Annotated in this window: 13 protein-coding genes; 2 read left to right on the top strand and 11 right to left on the bottom strand. The window is 45.1% G+C overall.

All coding sequences use genetic code 11. The features are described 5' to 3' along the window. Nucleotides 1-17: 17 nt before the first annotated feature. Nucleotides 18-2,840, bottom strand: a complete 2,823-nt coding sequence (locus ACTUJY_RS13860) for a DUF349 domain-containing protein (protein ID WP_463616698.1) — start codon at nucleotides 2,838-2,840, stop codon at nucleotides 18-20. 388 nt (nucleotides 2,841-3,228) lie between these two features. After that, the gene (gene purL / locus ACTUJY_RS13865; protein ID WP_463616699.1) at nucleotides 3,229-7,119 is read right to left on the bottom strand and encodes a phosphoribosylformylglycinamidine synthase; all 3,891 of its coding nucleotides are present in this window, start codon (nucleotides 7,117-7,119) and stop codon (nucleotides 3,229-3,231) included. A gap of 428 nt (nucleotides 7,120-7,547) precedes the next feature. On the opposite strand from purL, the gene mltF reads away from it, so the two are divergent. Then, complete coding sequence (mltF, locus tag ACTUJY_RS13870) at nucleotides 7,548-9,077, top strand: membrane-bound lytic murein transglycosylase MltF (RefSeq protein WP_463616700.1); 1,530 nt, start codon at nucleotides 7,548-7,550, stop codon at nucleotides 9,075-9,077. Nucleotides 9,078-9,188: 111 nt separating this feature from the next. Continuing rightward, entirely contained in the window at nucleotides 9,189-9,749 is a 561-nt protein-coding gene (locus tag ACTUJY_RS13875; protein ID WP_463616701.1) for a cob(I)yrinic acid a,c-diamide adenosyltransferase, read from the top strand. Nucleotides 9,750-9,805: 56 nt separating this feature from the next. Here the strand turns inward: ACTUJY_RS13875 and ACTUJY_RS13880 are convergent, their stop codons facing one another. The 9 genes from ACTUJY_RS13880 to ispD form a co-directional block, all read right to left on the bottom strand. Then, a complete protein-coding gene (locus ACTUJY_RS13880) occupies nucleotides 9,806-10,498 on the bottom strand; it encodes a DNA-3-methyladenine glycosylase I (protein ID WP_463616702.1) in 693 nt (230 codons plus the stop codon). A 127-nt stretch (nucleotides 10,499-10,625) separates the two neighbouring features. Then, nucleotides 10,626-11,576 carry an RNA polymerase sigma factor RpoS gene (gene rpoS, locus ACTUJY_RS13885; protein ID WP_463616703.1) on the bottom strand — a complete coding sequence of 317 codons (951 nt, stop codon included), beginning with the start codon at nucleotides 11,574-11,576 and terminating at the stop codon, nucleotides 10,626-10,628. 104 nt (nucleotides 11,577-11,680) lie between these two features. Then, nucleotides 11,681-12,610, bottom strand: coding sequence for a peptidoglycan DD-metalloendopeptidase family protein (locus tag ACTUJY_RS13890; RefSeq protein WP_463616704.1), 930 nt, complete (start codon nucleotides 12,608-12,610; stop codon nucleotides 11,681-11,683). A gap of 129 nt (nucleotides 12,611-12,739) precedes the next feature. Beyond that, the gene (locus ACTUJY_RS13895; protein WP_463616705.1) at nucleotides 12,740-13,324 is read right to left on the bottom strand and encodes a YqaA family protein; all 585 of its coding nucleotides are present in this window, start codon (nucleotides 13,322-13,324) and stop codon (nucleotides 12,740-12,742) included. A gap of 133 nt (nucleotides 13,325-13,457) precedes the next feature. Continuing rightward, nucleotides 13,458-14,126, bottom strand: a complete 669-nt coding sequence (locus tag ACTUJY_RS13900; protein WP_463616706.1) for a protein-L-isoaspartate(D-aspartate) O-methyltransferase — start codon at nucleotides 14,124-14,126, stop codon at nucleotides 13,458-13,460. Next, complete coding sequence (gene surE, locus ACTUJY_RS13905) at nucleotides 14,123-14,869, bottom strand: 5'/3'-nucleotidase SurE (RefSeq protein WP_463616707.1); 747 nt, start codon at nucleotides 14,867-14,869, stop codon at nucleotides 14,123-14,125. The genes ACTUJY_RS13900 and surE overlap by 4 nt, the downstream gene beginning before the upstream one ends. A gap of 51 nt (nucleotides 14,870-14,920) precedes the next feature. Continuing rightward, nucleotides 14,921-15,949 (bottom strand): tRNA pseudouridine(13) synthase TruD, encoded by a 1,029-nt coding sequence (gene truD, locus ACTUJY_RS13910; protein WP_463616708.1) that lies wholly within the window; start codon nucleotides 15,947-15,949, stop codon nucleotides 14,921-14,923. Beyond that, nucleotides 15,946-16,425: a 2-C-methyl-D-erythritol 2,4-cyclodiphosphate synthase gene (gene ispF, locus ACTUJY_RS13915; RefSeq protein WP_463616709.1), complete on the bottom strand. Its 480-nt coding sequence runs from the start codon at nucleotides 16,423-16,425 to the stop codon at nucleotides 15,946-15,948. Before ispF ends, truD begins: the two co-directional genes overlap by 4 nt. After that, nucleotides 16,422-17,153, bottom strand: coding sequence for a 2-C-methyl-D-erythritol 4-phosphate cytidylyltransferase (ispD, locus tag ACTUJY_RS13920; RefSeq protein WP_463616710.1), 732 nt, complete (start codon nucleotides 17,151-17,153; stop codon nucleotides 16,422-16,424). The genes ispF and ispD overlap by 4 nt, the downstream gene beginning before the upstream one ends. Nucleotides 17,154-17,200: the final 47 nt, after the last annotated feature.

Here is a 17,200-nt window from a genome sequence, read left to right on the forward strand (position 1 = left end):
TACTTCAAGGCATTCTCTTACTTTTTTTGTTTAAAAGCACTAAAAACCGTATCGAACCGTTCCTCGACCAACTTTCGGGTTTCCGGCGCAATCAATGCAATAGACGATGCCTTTAAATAAAGCGCCTTAACTTGCTTTTGTTGCTCTGGTTTACTGATGCTTTGTCCTATCGTATCAGCCAGTAAACTTAATTGCTTTTCCATACGCTGCGCTTTATAAGCTTGCGGAGACTCAACCTGCGCTATGATCTCAGCTTGCAAAATTAAGTCCAATAAAGTGTCTTCATTTTCAGGCGCTTTCACAGAGCCCAATTTTAACGAATTCAACCGTGCGGCTAAAACTTGTGTAAGATTATCATCAACGCTTTCATCCAACTGACTTAACTTGGACTCTAACTCGGAGACATCGGCTTGGGTTCCAGCCAAAATGTGTGTTTCGCAAGCGTTAATATCATGAATAAACTCTTTAAAGATTTCCCATTGCAAAGCTTTAGCTCGCTCACCAATACCATCAAATTGATGTTGATATTGTCGACATGCATTATCGAATTGCTGCAGTAATTGACGTTTTTGTTTTTCTGGTAGCGCTTCATCGCCCTGCCAGCTTTGCTTGAGTTGCTCAAAAGAATCGTAACTGTGTTTCAGCTCATCGTCGTCAAGCTTCGCCAATTGCGCAACTTGCTCGGTAAGCGACTTCAATCGATTTACATTATCGTGGAGCTGTTGCTTTTGGGCTTTATACGCAGCATCTCGACGAGCAAAAACGTCATCCATAATCGCCCTAAAGTCGGACCAAGTTTGACGATCAGCTTTAAAAAAAGTAATGCCACACTCTTTCCATTGTTGTTGCAAACGCTTCGCTTGCTCAACGGCTTGTTCTAAGTCGTCAAGTTTTTGGAGCTTTTTCGCTCGTTCAATTAATACTTCACGCGCTTCCAAGTTTTCTTGTTTATGCTGCTTTAATTTATTCTGAAAAACACGTTTTGCTTCATGAAAGCGCTGGCTCAACACTTTTTTCTCTTCTTGTGGAACAGGTTGAAATTCACGCCATTGTTTTTCAATGTCTTTCATCCAACCATCCAGTATTTTCCAATTAGGATTGCTCCAATCGGTAGTGGAGTACTTATCTTCCAGTTGCTGACAAAAAGCCATTGCCTTTTGTAAGTTATCCGCTTTAATTGCATCCTGTTGACGGTAGTACTCTAAACAGGGCTGGTAAGCTTCATCTGCGGCTTGTTTAAATTCATTCCAATAAGCTTGATCGACTTCCGTATCCGATGCGGTTAACTCCTGCCACTGGTGTTGCAACGCTCGCACTTTTTTTGCTCGTTCAGTGGCCGACATGGATTGTTTAGCCAGTTGCCTCATTTGTTCGCACAGGTCTTGCTTTTTAGGTTCTGTTGCAAACTTGTGCCAATCTCTCAGCTCTTGTAAGTCGTCCACAACTTTTTCCAGGGCGCGGTCTGCACGATGTTGGAAGCTTTCATCGAGCATTGAGTATTGATGTTGAATGTAGTTATAAAGTTTATTTGCGGCAATTAAGTTTTTTTGTTTTATTTGTCGTGAAAGTTCGCGAACTTTATTTTGCAAATAACTCAGCTTTGATTTTTGTTTTTGTAATAGTGATTGATAGTGTTTTTCAACCGATTGGTATTGCTCTTGCCACTGTTGTAACGCTTGTGGAATTTGTAAGTCGTTTAGCCAATGCAAAGTGCGAGATAATTTCCGCCAGCGATTGAGCCACTCTTTATAACCTGAAAACCCTTCAATCGGTAATTGAGCTATCAGTTCTTCAAATTGGGGTTTGTTTTGTTCGAATCGGTTCCAATGGTCAAAATAGTTTTCCAGCGTTTGTTTACGTCCTTGATATTGCCCACTCAACTCAGCATCGACTTTAAATTCTTCCGCCAACTGCTGCCAGTTTTTATCGAGAATTGACAAGGCATCTTTAATAGACTGCACCGAATCAAGACTTTCCGTTTTAAGTTCGTTGATCAAATGTTCGAGTTGCTCACACAACTGCTTTTGTTTCGTCAGTGCGGCTTGTTGTTGCATTTGCGTCAGCATTTGCTGGCGATTAGCTTCCAAAATGGCCTGACAAGCGGACAACGCTTCTTGGTAAGCCGAGTGCTTTTCGGTCAGCCACTGGGAGTCGAGTTGACTCCATTTCTTTTCCAAAGAAATCATTTTGCCTTCCAACTGATTGTCCCAAGGCAACTTCGCTAATCGCGATAAGGCAACGATCACCTGATCCGCAGTTTCTTTTGTCTCCGTTTGCAGTTTTTGTTCCTGCCTAATTTCGGTTAATTTTTGGCGAATGACTTGTACTACTTGCTTATGCGTTGCCGATTTTTGCAGTTCCTGCAACTGTTCAATGTCACTAACGCACTCGACAGCTTCAAGTTTGAGTTCAAAACTTTTGGCTCGATTAACCAGCTGTACCCAGTCGATGGTGTCTTTTATGCTGTTTAACAGTGCGCGCGATAAGTCTAAATTGGGGCAACCAGCAATCACATCGATGATATTAAAAGCAGGCCATTGACTTCGTTGTTTTTCAAACTCTCCGGTTAACCGTTCAACCGTTATGTGTTGATGTTGTAATAGCTGGTCAGCGATCAAAACCCAGTCTGAAGGATGAGAAGTATCCGCTAATAACTGAATCAATGCGGTTCTATCGTTGATTTTTTCCAGTGCCAACTGTCGCAGCTCTGGTAATGCTTCGGTTTCAACAATGGTCACTAATGTTTGCAATTGCTGCGCGGGATCCAACCCTTCAATTGCGACCTTGCGTTGAGATTTATCCTTATGCTGCCATTTGGGCTTGAACAGTTTTGAAAGCATGGTAATCGAAGTTAGAGTTTAAAGAGGAAGCGATTATATACCCGAAGCGTCTGAGTTTTAAGTTTTATAAACACCCGCCTTTTCGTCCTTGACCGCGTTACTCCTCCTGACTGGGATCAGCCATGCAACTTCGTCGCGCCTTGTCAGAAACGAAAATTCAGGCAGTTCTTACACCTGAATCTCAGGTGCGACGGGTATTGCAACCGCGCTTCATCAGACACACCTCGAGCGAAAACTATTTTTTCGGTTGAATGTGCAAACTCGGAATATGCACCCAATGGTTAAAAAGCGCGGAATGTTTTTCAAACCGAAAGCCGTTAGCTTGTCGTTCTATAAGCGAAAAAGCCAGCAATTTGCTGACTTTTTAATTTGAGACTTCTTTATCTCGTTACCCAACCCAAACACGGGCATTACGGAACATACGAACCCACGGACCGTCTTCGCCCCACTCATCGGGCACCCAGGAATTTTGCACGCTGCGCTGTACACGTTCCGGATGGGGCATCATGATCGTTACTCGACCATCGTCATTGGTAAGTGCCGTGATTCCAAACGGTGAACCATTCGGATTTGCTGGATAGTGATCGGTTTCATGACCATAGTTGTCGATAAAACGTGCCACAACCAAACCGGAAGTATTGGTTTTATTCGCCTGGTCATTCGTTTTGAACTCCGCACGCCCTTCGCCATGAGACACCGCGATCGGAATATGCGATCCTTCCATACCCTGCATAAAGATCGAGGGGGATTTTTCCACTTTCACCATCGCGAAACGCGCCTCAAACTGCTCCGACTTATTGCGCACAAAATGCGGCCAATGATCGGCTCCAGGGATCAATTCTTTCAGATTAGAAAGCATCTGACACCCATTACAAATCCCCAGAGTGAAAGTATCTTCGCGCTTAAAGAAGCTTTCAAACTGCTCGCGAGCCACCGCATTAAATAAAATGGATTTGGCCCAACCTTCACCAGCGCCAAGAACGTCGCCGTATGAAAAGCCACCACAAGCAACCAAGCCTTTAAACGAGTCGAGCGTCACGCGGCCAGTTAAAATATCGCTCATGTGAACGTCAATGGCCGTAAAGCCTGCTTTAATAAACGCCGCAGCCATTTCCAAATGGCTGTTGACTCCCTGCTCTCTCAAAATGGCCACTTTGGGCTTATTTTGTTGAGCCAAACCAGCCGTAATATCGTCGTTAATATCGAAAGAAAGTTTCGGTTGCAACCCAGGGTTATGAATATCTAATCTAGCCTGATGCTCCTGCTCAGCACATTCCGGATTATCACGCAGCTTTTGCATTTGGTAAGTGGTAGCCGACCAAATAGCGCGAAGATCGTTGAGCTCTCGATTTAACCAGGTGTTGCCATTGTGTTGGATGTTGATTTGCTTATTATCAGTAATACTGCCAATGGAATGCACTTGATCAGTCAGACCATTATCAGAAAAAACCCGCTCTACCTGTTTCAAATTATTGGAATCAATTTGAATCACAGCTCCAAGCTCTTCGTTAAACAACACACCAAATGCATCATCATTTAAAGAAGATAAGTCAATGTTCAAACCACAATGACCAGCAAATGCCATTTCAATCAGCGTTGTAGCCAAGCCACCGTCACTCCGATCGTGATAAGCGTGAATCATTCCCGCTTCATTTAACGACTGAATCGCATCGAAGAAGCCTTTTAATTGTTCTGCACTGTCCACATCGGCGGTTTCATCACCCAATTGATTGAAAACTTGCGCTAACGCCGTTGCGCCTAAGCGGTTTTTACCGCCGCCCAAATCAATTAATAGCAGCTGCGTATCACCTTTATCGGTACGTAATTGCGGTGTTAAACTTTTGCGAATATCTTGCACCGGTGCGAACGCCGTTATGATTAACGACATGGGTGCGGTCACTGATTTTTGCTCGTCCCCTTCTTGCCATAAAGTACGCATTGACATGGAGTCCTTACCGACCGGAATGGTAATGCCTAATTGGGGACACAATTCCATACCCACCGCTTTCACTGCTTCATAGAGCCCGGCATCCTCGCCTTCAAAACCCGCAGCGCACATCCAATTCGCCGATAATCGAACGTTAGACAGTTGAGCAATTCGCGCAGCCGCAATATTGGTGACTGCCTCACCCACCGCCATACGCGCCGACGCACCGTAATTTAACAAAGCGGCCGGCGTGCGTTCACCCATCGCCATGGCTTCACCAGTGTAAGCTTGTAAGGTAGAAGCGGTTATCGCGCAGTCGGCAACTGGAATTTGCCAAGGACCAACCATTTGATCGCGACTGACCAATCCACCGACCGTTCGGTCACCAATGGTAATCAGAAAGGTTTTATCCGCTACTGCCGGAAGCGCCAATACACGATTCAATGCTTCATTGACATCGGCATTGATCGATAATGGATTTTTGGTTGTTTTTGCCGACGTCACTTCTCGATGCATTTTCGGTGGCTTGCCAAAAAGGACATCCATGGGCAGATCGATAGGTTGATTATCAAAGTGTTCGTCATTTAATGACAGGTGCAACGCTTCGGTTGCTTCGCCAACAATCGCAAAGGGACAACGCTCGCGTTCACAAATAGCCGTAAAACGCTCGACATTTTCCGGAGCGACAGCCAGTACATATCTTTCTTGTGCTTCATTACACCATATTTCTACCGGACTCATGCCGGGCTCATCGTTCGGTACACGGCGTAACTCGAACTTTCCGCCGCGTTCACCATCGTGAACCAGCTCGGGGATTGCATTGGACAGGCCACCGGCACCAACATCGTGAATAAACTCAATGGGGTTGTGATCCATGGACCAACAAGTATCGATGACTTCCTGACAGCGACGCTCAATTTCTGGGTTGTCGCGTTGTACGGATGCAAAGTCCAAATCTTCCAGGCTGGATCCCGAGGCCATTGAAGACGCCGCACCACCGCCTAACCCAATGAGCATCGCGGGTCCACCCAAGACAACCACTTTATAGCCCGGTTTAATTTCGTTCTTCTCAACGTGTTGCGCGCGAATATTCCCCATCCCGCCAGCGATCATTATCGGTTTGTGGTACCCGCGAACTTCCTTGCCGTAACTGAATTCATGCGCTTGCTCATAGGTTCGGAAATAACCGCACACATTGGGTCGGCCAAACTCATTATTAAATGCGGCACCACCCAATGGCCCTTCAATCATAATGTCTAACGCAGACACAATTCGATCGGGTTTGCCGTAATCAACTTCCCAAGGTTGCTCAAACCCTGGGATGTTTAAATTCGATACCGTAAAACCAGTAAGGCCAACCTTCGGCTTGCCACCAATGCCGGTCGCCCCTTCATCACGGATTTCTCCACCTGAACCGGTAGCAGCACCCGGATAGGGTGAAATCGCTGTTGGATGGTTGTGAGTCTCCACTTTCATCAAAATATGGACGGGTTCTAAATGGTACTCGTATTCGTGGGTGTCAGCATCGGGCCACAACCTAGGTTGCTCGAATCCTTCAATGACGGCAGCATTATCACGATACGCAGACAACACGCCTTCGTGACCAACTTCGTAGGTGTTTTTTATCATCTTGAACAACGACAAGTCTTGCTCTTTACCGTCGATGGTCCAAGACGCATTGAAAATCTTGTGGCGACAATGCTCTGAATTGGCTTGAGCAAACATCATCAGCTCAACATCGCTCGGATTTCGCTGCAGTTCGTTAAAGCGCTCTACCAGGTAGTCAATTTCATCGTCCGCCAACGCCAACCCTAAATCACCATTCGCCTTTACTAATGCCTCGCGTCCACCTTTCAGAATATCAACACGCATAAAAGGCTTAGGAGTCTCCGCTTTAAACAAGACTTCGGCCGCGTCAAAGCCGGAAAGTACTGCTTCAACCATACGATCGTGAATAAATGTTCTGGCTTTTTGCAATTCGTCTTCAGAAAGCGGCTCTTCTTTCTCATTCACCAGATAAAAAGCAATGCCACGCTCAAGTCGCTTTACTTTCGTTAATCCGCAATTGTGAGCGATATCGGATGCTTTCGATGACCAAGGAGAGATTGTCCCCGGCCTAGGAACAACCACTTGCAAGGAGCCTTGAGGCTCATGTGCCGGAATTGCGGGCCCATAGGTCAAAAGACGCTCCAATACAGCCATTTCATCATCCGACAAGCTTCCGTCGACATCGGCAAAGTGTACGAACTCGGCGTATATTTCTTTTAGTTTGAGGCCATTGCTGTGGCAATTGGAAAGGAATTTGGCTAAACGGAATTCAGAAAAAGCGGGGGCACCACGCAGGATCAGCATGTGATTCACTCTCGTTCGCAGTCGGGGATAAAATGAGCGCCAATTCTACTCGAAAAGCTCCGACTTGATAAGAGCCAGTTGACTGTTTGGCACTCATTCGTTGGGGTCAATACGTCCAATGATAAGCTTAATAGTTGAATGAAAGATTGTCGCTCTCACTGGCTTTTAATAACTAAATGGTATTAATCATGTACTCACAAGCACATATTTTGATAAAAATACCGAATGACTGAGTCTTAAATTCGGTTTTAAACCAGCCAAATCAACCTCCTCGTACCTCGTTTCCAGCTCCTATATTTCCCGGAATTCAGCCTAAATTCAGACAAGCAAGGTTAATTTTTACACACGAAAAACTTGCGATTACCGCTTTGAGCGCCGATAATTTAGCTAACGCAGGGACCATAATCTCACTCAAGGATTCCGAAAGTATGCATCATAGTTGGACGCAATTAACGAAGTTTGGTGACAGTTTGCGACAAATACCTACATATTTACTCACATTTTTACTGGCGCTTCCCCTAGGCATATTGCTAACGGGTTGTCAGGAACCTCAATTAAGCAAACTCGAGAAAGTAAAGCGATCGGGTATGTTGCGCATTGTAACTCGCAATAGTCCTACGACTTATTACGTTCAGAAAGATGGTCCAGCTGGCCTTGAATATGAGTTAGCGACCGCATTTGCAGACTATCTTGGCGTAACGCCGGTTTTTGAGACCGAGGACAGTATCGGTCAGATTTTTAAAGCGCTCGACGATGGCATGGTCGATATGGCTGCAGCAGGGCTTTCAGCAACGGACGATCGAAAACAAAAGTATCTTTTTGGCCCACCCTACCAAGAAATTTCCGCCAAACTGGTTTTCAAACAAGGCAAAGCCTGGCCACGTCATTTCGGTCAATTGCAAGGTGACTTACGCGTGGTTGCGAACTCGAGTCACTCTTCCATGCTTTTGGATGTAAAAAGCCAATTTCCACAATTAAGCTGGCGAGAAACCGACGAACACACCAGTGAAGAACTTTTGGACATGGTGCTTGATGAAACCATCGACTACACCATTACCGACTCGGTCGAACTGGATCTAAACCGTCGCTTTAAAACCGAACTCGCTATCGCTTTTACGGTTGGTGAACCTCAACACTTAGCCTGGGCCTTACCTAAAGATGGGGACTATTCCTTATTTAGCGAAATGGTCACTTTTTTCGGGCAACAGCAACAAAGTGGAAAAATTGCCCAACTGATCGACCAATACTACGGTCACGTTGATGAATTTGATTATGTCGGTGCCCGAACGTTTATGAAAGCGGCGCAATCCGAACTGGAAAAGTATCAACCCTTGTTTGAATCCGCAGCAGGAGAAGAGCTCGACTGGCGATTACTGGCAGCAATGGGGTATCAGGAGTCCCACTGGAACCCAAAAGCAAAGTCTCATACCGGTGTGCGCGGCTTAATGATGTTGACGTTAAATACCGCCAAGCAACTTGGCATCAAAAGCCGACTTGATCCAAAGCAAAGTATTGAAGGAGGCGCTGAGTACTTCAAAAAAATGCGTGCTCGACTACCAGACCGCATTACAGAACCCGATCGTACCTGGCTGGCGTTGGCCGCCTATAACATTGGTTACGGTCATCTTGAAGACGCACGTATTATTACCGAACGACAAGGCGGAGATCCGGATAAATGGGTCGATGTAAAAGAAAGGCTACCCTTGCTTAAGCAGAAAAAACATTATAAACAAACCCGATACGGTTACGCACGTGGTGATGAGCCCGTTGAGTATGTAACAAACATCCGACGCTATTACGATGTATTGGTGTGGCTGGATGAAGATCAGCCCAGCAACATCGAAATTCTCGATGCTGGAGAAATGGTTGCGGACAATCGTCCCAATAAATCGCAAATTCAAGAGAACAGCGACGGTAACATTTTAGAGCCGGTACAGACAGAGAGCGCCGTTGAGTAGTCAAACCGACAAGTTATAAAATAATATTGAAGAGCGATTCGTCGCTCTTTTTTATTTTCATCCATAAAGGTTTACAATGCATCACCGAATCATTTTAGTGATGCATACAAAATGGGAAACCGACTTTCTAAACTTGTAACCAAAACCGGCGATGACGGCACTACTGGCATCAGCCAAAATAAGCGTGTTGCCAAAGACTCCGCGCGTATTGAAGCGATAGGGACAGTTGACGAACTCAACTCCACTATTGGCATGGTAATCGCTCATCCTATTGACCTAACCATTGCCGAAAAACTCGAAGCCATTCAGCATATTTTATTTAATCTCGGCGGCGAATTGGCAATGCCAGAATATCAATTGGTTAAAGAAGAAGATTTAACCAAGCTGGAAGCTTGGGTAGAAGAACTGAACGATACACTTCCACCGTTAAAAGAATTTATTTTACCGAAAGGCGACATGGCTACGGCTTGCTGTCACCTTGCTCGTACGGTCTGTCGTCGGGCAGAACGTCGTGTGGTGACTTTGGCTTCGGAAGAAACGATCAATTTATTAGGCCAGAAGTATTTGAATCGCTTGTCTGATTTTCTGTTTGTGTGTTGCCGGATTTTGGGGCGTGCTTCTAATTCTCAGGAGACTTTGTGGAAGTCCCATAGGACTGACGATTTAGATTAGTTTTTGTTTTTTGGTTTCGCACCGCTATGCTGTGTGCGAAACCAAAACAATAAAAATCAAACCCAATTCTCACCCACTCCAAAAGCAACAATCTGACTCAGCTGCTGTAAGGGAAGCCCCGACTCATCCTGCCACTGATTAAAACATGATTGAATTTTCTCCAAAGACTTTTTACTCGTTAACCCACCATCAATCAGTTTATGATTTCTAAAGTAAGCTTCCACATCTCGAGTGAGCAAAAAAGTATCTTTCCCAATACTGCGTAAACTATAAGGTCCGGTATTGCCACCCAACCGATCACCGCGTCGTTTCAATTCTAACCACAAACCAACAATATTATTACTGGGCCAATGTGCAATCCACTTGGCACAACTCCCTTGAGACTTTGCAATTTCATCGATCATCAATGCATTATTTTGAATGCTTTTAACTTTTCGTAAGTTTCGAATAATACGTTTATCACTCGCTTTACGCTCCAACATATCGGGCGGTATCATTAATATTTTTTCAATATCAAAATTAAAAAATACTTCTTCAAATGAAGGCCATTTGTTTTCCACGACTCGCCAAACAAAACCGGACTGAAAAACTTTTTTGGTAAATTCAGCGAGTATTTCACTATCTGCGATTTTTTCCAGCTTTTTTACAGGCAAAGGTTGCCCAAGTAATTGCTGTAACGATTGCTCACTGCCTTTTCGATTTACCGCTCGTTGATACAAGCTTTCGAAAGATTCAAGTTTCAGAGTCATACATTTAGAGTGCTGTTTGAAGTGTGAGTATTGTAACCAATAGAAAACAATAGACAATAAAAAAGCCTGCAAAGCAGGCTTTTTGGGAGGTGTATCTTTTTACAGCAATTTGAAACTTAAAACATCATTAGGACTTGAACAGTGCTTCCAGCGACAGTCCCTGCTTTTCCAAAATGTGTCTCAGTCGGCGAAGTGCTTCAACTTGAATTTGACGTACACGTTCGCGAGTTAAACCGATTTCAACGCCTACTTCTTCCAACGTTGAAGGTTCGTAATTCAACAAACCAAAACGACGCGCAATAACTTCTCGTTGTTTTTCACCTAACTCACCTAACCAATGCTCAATATTCAATTTAAGATCATCGTCCTGCAATTGTTCTGCAGGTCCCATATCGCGTTCATCAGCAATGGTTTCTAATAACGACTTTTCGGAATCCGACATAAATGGTGTATCGACGGATGCAATACGTTCATTTAATCCTAGTAGTCTTGAAACATCTTCGACCGGTTTATCCAGCTTCTCGGCAATTTCTTCAGCGGTTGGCTCATGATCGAGAGATTGGGCCAATTCGCGTGATGCACGTAAGTAAACATTCAATTCTTTTACCACATGAATGGGTAACCGGATGGTGCGCGTTTGATTCATAATCGCGCGTTCTATCGTTTGCCTGATCCACCAAGTAGCATAGGTAGAAAAGCGAAAACCACGTTCAGGATCGAATTTTTCTACGGCACGAATCAACCCTAAATTGCCTTCTTCAATGAGATCCAATAATGCTAATCCACGGTTGGTATAACGACGGGCAATTTTCACCACCAAACGCAAATTACTTTCGATCATTTTGGCACGAGATTTATCACAACCACGTTGTGCTTTTCGGGCGTAGAAAACTTCTTCTTCTGCGGTTAACAAAGCGTTGATACCAATCTCACCTAAGTATAACTGAGTGGCATCTAGGGATTTTTCATGGACCTTATGGTATTCAGCGTATTCTTCAGACAAAGAATCAGACAGCGATTCGTTTTCTGAGGCTTCTACAACATCGCTCTCGTACAGCTTTTCTTGTTGTTTGCTCATAACTCACCTCTCCACTAAAATACACGGCATTTTGCCGTTTAATTTACCGGGCCGGTTGCTTCAGTTCCATTCGGCAAACCCACTCGGAACAAACTGTATTTCTTTTATAGTTTTGGTAAGTACATTATTGGGTCAACAGGCTTACCACGGTAACGAATTTCAAAATGTAATTTATTTTGGTCCGTACCACTGTTTCCTATATCGGCAATAACTTGCCCAGCTTTAACAATTTCGTTTTCCTGGACATGAATTCGACTGTTGTGAGCGTATGCACTTAAAAAGTCATCATTATGTTTAACGATGATTAAGTTGCCATAACCTTTCAGTGCATTTCCGCGATAAACGACACGACCTGATGCGGCAGCTCTCACTGGCTGTCCAAGGTTACCGGATATATCCAGCCCTTTGTTGCCATGCAGTTCTCGCGAAAACTTAGCGATAATGGGCCCCTTCACAGGCCAATACCACTGGCTAATTTCGGTTGCTGTTGATTGACCTTTAACCGATTTTGTAGGCACTTGTCGAGTACTTTTTAATCTTTCTCGACTGTTTTTTATTCTTTTTACTGTTTCTGTATCCTTTTGGCGAGAGTAACTGCTTACCTGTTGTTGACCATTACCAGACGATTTATCACTCGTATTCACTTGTATAGGCAAGCCCAAAGCCTCACGAACAGCGACCTGTAGTTTAGCGCCGTCAAAGTCTTCTGCTTGATAGGGAATTTGATGCGACGCAAAACGCAGCTTTTGTCCGGGATAAATTCGATAATCATTTTCAATTGCATTAATTTCAGCCAATTGACGATAATCGACTCCAAATCGCCAGGCAATCGAGTAAAGCGTGTCGCCAAGCACAACTTCATAAAAGGAGGGTAATTCAGAATGTGGAGAGTCCGATAATGCATCCGACGCGTTGGCTGGATGAGAAGATAAGTTGACCACCGGTGCCGGAATAGAGTGACTGCAACCCAGCAAATAACCTACCACGAGAGCGATCATAGCCAGCTTGCTTGTCTGTTGGATGTTACCGGTCACTGAACAACACCTGATTGAAACGGCACTTCTTACTTGCAGAGCATACCCACTTCTTAATGACTGTAAATACCCCATTCACTTTTTAAATATTTACTTTAAGAATTTACGGTAACTCCATGATTTATTTAACTATAAATATTTGTACAACAAATAACCGGCTATCGCAAGCAAAATCACTATCCAACCCAACCAGTCAACGGTCTGCTTCAATTTTTTATCGATAGCTTCCCCACCCCAATACATGATGGCTGCAACGAGATAAAATCGACCGGCTCGACCGATTATCGAAGCCACCAGAAACGGCAACAATGCCATATGCAGCGCACCTGCGCTCAGGGTAAACAACTTATAGGGGATAGGGGAAAAGCCCGCTATAAACACAACCCAGACACCGTAAGCCTCAAACCAGTCGACGACTCTTTCATAACGTGGCATATAGCCTGCTGATTCAAGCACGGGTAAAACCAGCGAATCAAAAGCCAAATACCCCAGTAAGTACCCGATCACTCCCCCGACAACACTGGTCAATGTACAAACGGTCGCGTAAAACCAGGCGCGCTCTTTTTTTGCGAGTGCCATGGGTGCCAACATAACGTCAACAGGTACAGGGAAAAATATCGACTCAGCGACACTCATACCACTGAGGTAATAAACCGCATGACGATGCGCGGCCCACTTTAAACATTTTTCATACAAAGGACTGAAAATTTTCATGTTGTTATTCGACTCTAAAATCAGAAATGACAGGAAAGAGAACGGTGCCGTCGATATTCACTCCTTTTATATCGACTCAAGGTTTAACGGTTTCGAATCAACTCTGGATTAATGATGGCTCATTGAAAGCAGTTTAACTTACCGTACCCGTTACTAAAGGAACAAACCGGACTTTTTCCAGTTTCAACTCGGTTAATTCGCCACCTTGCTTTTGTAACAGTAGCAGCTCCTGGACCCCATCCTGTCGTCCAACCGGGATCACCATGCGTCCCCCTTCGGCTAACTGCTCGATGAGTGGCGGCGGTACCGATTCCGGTGCCGCGGTTACAATGATGGCATCGAAAGGTGATTTATCTTTCCACCCCAAAAATCCATCGCCGTGTTGGTAATACACGTTGAATGCTCGCAGGTTTCTGAGTCGCTTTTGGGCCATTCGCTGCAACGGCCCAATGCGCTCTACGGTATACACTTCATTGAACATTTGCGCCAAAATAGCTGTTTGGTAACCAGAACCCGTACCAATTTCAAGCACCTTGTCGAGCGAGCCACTCTCAAGCAACAGCTCGCTCATGCGCGCCACAATAAAGGGTTGAGAAATGGTTTGCCCCATTCCAATAGGTAATGCAGTATCTTCGTACGCACGATGAGAAAGTGCTTCATCCACAAACAAATGGCGTGGTGTTGTACTGATGATCTGTAGCACCTGCGGGTTACGGATGCCTTCATCTTGAAGACGTTTAACCAGGCGTTCCCGCGTACGTTGCGAAGTCATTCCAATTCCGCTCAGCTGAATAGAATTCATAACTCAGAAATCCAATCCCCAACTTGTTCAAAACATTCGTAAGCGGTGAGATCAACCGAAATGGGTGTAATCGACACATACCCTCTCTCGACCGCATTAAAATCTGTCCCTTCGGAGTCATCCTGCACGTCAGGCGTTGGGCCTAACCAGTACACTCTGCGCCCCTTGGGATCTTCTGCAGGTACAATAGTATCAGCTCTGTGGCGACTTCCCAAACGCGTTAATCGATATCCGGCAATTTCTTCAAAAGGAATGTCGGGCACGTTAACGTTCAAAATTTTATCGCTCGGCAAAGGATTGTTTTTTAATCGTTTTAAAATATGAACAACCACTTGCGCCGCGGTATCAAAGTGACGTAACTCACGCCCTACCAGTGAAACAGCAATCGCCGAAAAACCCAGGGAACGCCCCTCCATCGCAGCAGCGACAGTGCCAGAGTAAAGTACATCATCACCCAAATTAGCACCACTGTTCACACCGGCAATCACGATATCGGGCGCCTTGTCCATAACGTGGTAAGTACCAACATGCACGCAGTCGGTTGGTGTACCCGTCACCGAATAAAAACCCGACTCAGTTTGCTTCACGCGAATAGGCACTTCCAACGTAAGCGAGTTGGATGCACCACTGCAATTTCGATCCGGTGCCACAACAGTCACTTCATGGTGCTGCGATAAATGACCATGCAAACAAATTAAACCTGGAGCAAAATAACCGTCATCGTTACTCAGTAAAATTTTCATATTCGCTCTATTTTTTTAATGTCTTAACAACGCCTTTAATTTGCTCGTTTCTTACGAAGTCGCTTTGCTTTGCGATGCATCAGTTACTTCTCCTAACTCCATCAATAACCCACTGGCATAACAACCGCTGGGCAACGCAAAACTCAACTGCAATGTTTGCTCATCTTGCCATTGCCAGTGCATATCCGTTGGTAACACTCGCAAAGCGCGCCAATCGGTCTTCACGGGTATTTTATCCAGCTGTTCGGCATAAGGCTGCCAATGTTCGTACATTTTGCGTTCCAGTTGTGGGTAGTTTTGCCTAAAATCAGAGCCCGGTAGTGGCCCCGCTATATGCAAATCTCCCTGTACTAACCGTTCCAAAACGGTTAGGTCTGAATCGTCATACTCGAAAAAGGAGTGACTGCCTTCTAACATTAAGCGATCCTCTGTAGTTGGAGAGTTCCAACTCTGTTGCTCAACTCGATGACTTAAATATTGATTAAAAAACCACGAACGTAAGGCGGATAAATAAATCGACCGCTGATGCTTTTTAACTCGCCGCTCACCGTTAAGCATAGCGATGGCTTTTTCAACATTCTTGGCTTCGTGACCAAATCGCTGTTCGCCAAAGTAGTTCGGAAACCCGCTTTTTTTTATCGATGATAAATGCTGGTCAATCGCAACCTGGTCTCCTTTTACTTCACGCAGTACGAGCGTAAATTGATTCCGTTTAATGGCTCCTCGCTTCAACTTTTTACTGTTTTGCGTAATAGCGAGTACTCGGAAATCTTCAGCGGGCTCTATTGACTGAGGAAGCGGTTGTCCTGGAATATGGACACTGAACCATTGTCGCGTAATGGCATGCCTGTCTTTAAGCCCAGCGTAACCAACGGCCATTTCTTTGACATCAAAACGCCGCGCCAATTGTTTCGCAACCCAAACCGTATTTGCGCCAACTTTTTCGACCCACAAAAAGCAGTGCTCGCCTTCATCCGATGGCACAAAAGACAGCTCTTCCTCGACGATAAAGTCTTCCGGAGATTGCTTATACAGCGCGGAGGAAATGGACGATGCATACGCTCGATAAAAGGCCGTCACGAGCGAGCTTCCAAAAGAGTCACGGCATGAACGGCGATACCTTCCTTACGACCAATATACCCCATACCTTCGGTTGTAGTGGCTTTTACGTTTACCTGATCGACATCACACTGGCAATCATCTGCAATGACTGCGCGCATCGCTTCAATTTGAGGTGCCATTTTTGGTGCTTGAGCAACAATGGTTATGTCCAAGTTTGCAGGATACCAATGCCGCTGATGTAGCATCGCAACCACACGTCGTAACAACTCTCGGCTGTCGATGTTTTCAAACGCCGCGTCTTGATCGGAAAAATGCCGACCAATATCACCCAGTGCAGCAGCTCCTAATAATGCATCGCAAATAGCGTGCAACACCACATCGCCGTCAGAGTGAGCCAGCAAGCCGGGTTGATGTTCAAACAAAACACCACCAAGCACTAAAGGTTTATCGGAGCCAAACTTATGGGCATCGAAACCGTGACCAATTCGGATCATAACTGTTCTCTCAATCCTGCTTTAATTTGTTGTTTTAAAAATAACTCCGCGAGCGCAATGTCTTCCGGATAGGTAATTTTGATATTGTCACGACGTCCTTCAACAACGCCCACTTTAATTCCGACGCGCTCGAGTGCCTGCGCTTCATCGGTAACGTAAAAATGGTTGTTTCGTGCATCGTTCAAAGCGTCGTAGAGTTCATTTAGCGGTGCCAATTGAGGCGTAAGTGCGCGCATAAACAAACGTCGATCTTCCGTCGACTCGATGTGTTGTTGATCCACTTTTTTCAACGTATCGACTACCGGTGCGGCTAAGATAGCACCTTGCAAATGAATTTTTCGTGACGCCAGCAATGCGTCAACATCACTTTTGACCAAACATGGGCGCGCGGCATCATGCACCATAACCCAGTTACGCTCGGAAGGATCACAACGCCGCTTAACCCAACCCAATCCGTTGATGACGGAGTCCATACGCTGTTCACCACCCGGAGTAATTTGCACCTTATCACGATAATCTTCGATGGCATGATGAATGCGCGGATCCGACGCTGAAGCCGCAACAATGATTCCACGTACTAAAGGGTGTTTGTAAAACAGATCGATGGAGTAATTGAGAACGGAGCGTTCAGCCAATGTCAGAAACTGTTTTGGTGTTTCCGACTCCATGCGTGTGCCATTACCGGCGGCGGGGATCACCACCCAAACAGGTTCAGTGGAAATATCCATAATCCTTTAAATTCTCGTATAAACGGAAGGAGTCGAATAGAAACCTG

This window comes from Pleionea sp. WD8-19 (genome assembly GCF_055326765.1).